We start from the raw sequence: 2,119 nt of genomic DNA, 5'->3' as shown, positions 1-2,119 counted from the left end.
GGACAACCCAACTCCCGCCTGAACGACCTGTTCGGCCTGGCCGGCTGGTCCAAGGGGGAACTCGCGAGACTCGTCAACCGGCAGGCGGCGGCCATGGGCCACCCGCAGCTGTCGACCGACACCTCGCGGGTCCGGCGGTGGATCGACACGGGAGAGATCCCGCGCGATCCGGTGCCCCGGGTGCTGGCGGCTCTGTTCACCGAGCGACTCGGCCGTGTCGTGACCATCGAGGATCTCGGTCTCGTCCGGCACGGGCGCGTGGGGAAACGGCAGGGCGACGGGAGCCTGGAACGTCAGGGACCCGACGGAGTGCCGTGGGCGCCCGAACGGACAGCTGCGGTCCTCACCGAATTCACGGGAATGGACCTCATGCTCAACCGACGCGGCTTGGTGGGCGCGGGTGCCGCGCTCGCCGCAGGATCTGCACTCAGCACCGCCATGCACGACTGGCTCCACACCGATCCGGCCCTCGCGGCCGATGCTCCGCGGATCGCCGATCCGCTCACCGTCTCCGCCGACCCGGTCGGGTACGACCGCTACGAGGCCGCCCCCATCGGGTCGCAGGAGATCGAGGAACTGGAGCGCTCCGTCGAGGTCTTCCGGGCCTGGGACGCGTCCCGCGGCGGCGGCCTGCAGCGCAAGGCGGTCGTGGGCCAGCTCAACGAGGTCGGTGGGATGCTCTCCTACCGGCACCCCGACCATCTGCAGCGGCGCCTGTGGGGCGTCGCCGCCAATCTCGCCGTCCTCGCGGGCTGGATGTCCCACGACGTCGGCCTCGAACCCACGGCCCAGAAGTACTTCGTCATCGCCGCGCACGCCGCGCGCGAGGGCGGGGACCGGCCGCGCGCCGGCGAGGCCCTGTCCCGGGCCGCACGTCAGATGGTGCACCTGGGCCGGCCCGACGACGCGCTCGACCTCATGAAGCTCGCCAAGTCCGGCTCGGGCGACGACGTGCTGCCCCGGACCAGAGCGATGCTGTTCACCATCGAGGCCTGGGCCCAGGCATCCATGGGCAAGGGGCAGGCGATGCGCCGCACCCTCGGCCAGGCGGAGGACCTCTTCGTCTCCGACAAGGGCGACGTGCCACCGCCGAACTGGATGCAGATGTTCGACGAGGCGGACCTGCACGGGATGCAGGCCCTGGCGTACCGCACCCTCGCCGAGCACGAGCCCGGAGCCGCCGTCATCGCACAGCGGCACGCCCGGGAGGCCCTGGCCCTGCGGGCGGGCGGCCGCGACCGCTCGAAGATCTTCGACCACCTGTCCATGGCCTCGGCCTGCTTCATCGCCGACGACCCCGAACAGGCCGACCGCTACGCCCGTCTGGCGCTCTCCTCGATGGGGTCGAACTCCTCGCACCGCACGTGGGACCGGCTCCGCGAGATGTACCGGCTCACCGGGCACTACGCGGACTACCCGAAGATCGACGACCTGCGCGAGGAGATCAAGATGGCGCTGCCGCGCTCCTCGGGCAAGAAGCTCCAGGCCTGAGGACCCGGCGGGTCCGACAGGGGGTAGGTCAACAGGCAGGCGTCAGGAGCCGATCCTGGCGACGAGTACGCAGCCGTCGTCCGTCCGCTCGTCCGCGCTCAGCTCGTCCGTGACCGCGCGCAGGCAGTCCTGCGGGTCGGTGACGGCCGCGAGCCGGGGTGCGAGCGCCAGCAGTCGGCCCGCGGCGGCGGTGGCACCGCGTCGCGGCACCAGGCCGTCGGTGTGCAGCAGCAGGAGATCCCCGCTGCGCAGGGTCTCCTCGGCCTGCCCGTAGCCCGCACCGGCGGGGGCGCCGAGCGGCGGGCCCTCCGGCGGGGTGAGGGCCCGCCCCGTCCCGTCGCGGAACAGCAGCGGGGCGGGATGTCCGGCCGCCGCCCAGGTGAGCGTCCGGGTCGACGGGGCGTAGCGGCAGCACAGGGCGCTGCCCGTCGTGGGCTCGGCGGCGTCGAGGAGGTGATTGAGCCGGGACAGCAGCTCGGCGGGCCCGGTACCGCACAGCGCCATCGCGCGGACCGCGCCGAGCAGCATCGACACACCGGAGGTGGCGGCCGCGCCCTGACCGGTCAGATCGCCGACGGTCAACAGGATCTCGCCGCTCGGCAGTTCGAGGGCGTCGTACCAGGCGCCA

At 72.9% G+C, this 2,119-nt stretch carries 2 protein-coding genes; one reads left to right on the top strand and one right to left on the bottom strand.

The genetic code is table 11. The features are described from left to right. On the top strand, positions 1-1,491 hold a 1,491-nt coding region (locus GTW43_RS17415), incomplete at its 5' end, for a hypothetical protein (RefSeq protein ID WP_161302942.1). Between the two features lie 42 nt (positions 1,492-1,533). On the opposite strand, the gene GTW43_RS17410 is transcribed toward GTW43_RS17415, so the two are convergent. Further along, a partial coding sequence (locus GTW43_RS17410; RefSeq protein ID WP_161302941.1) for a PP2C family protein-serine/threonine phosphatase occupies positions 1,534-2,119 on the bottom strand: 586 nt, incomplete at its 5' end.

The organism is Streptomyces sp. SID5785 (assembly GCF_009870065.1).
Lineage (GTDB): Bacteria > Actinomycetota > Actinomycetes > Streptomycetales > Streptomycetaceae > Streptomyces.
The sequence above is the reverse complement of the archived record's forward strand: the minus strand, read 5'-3'. Positions and strand labels throughout refer to the sequence as shown.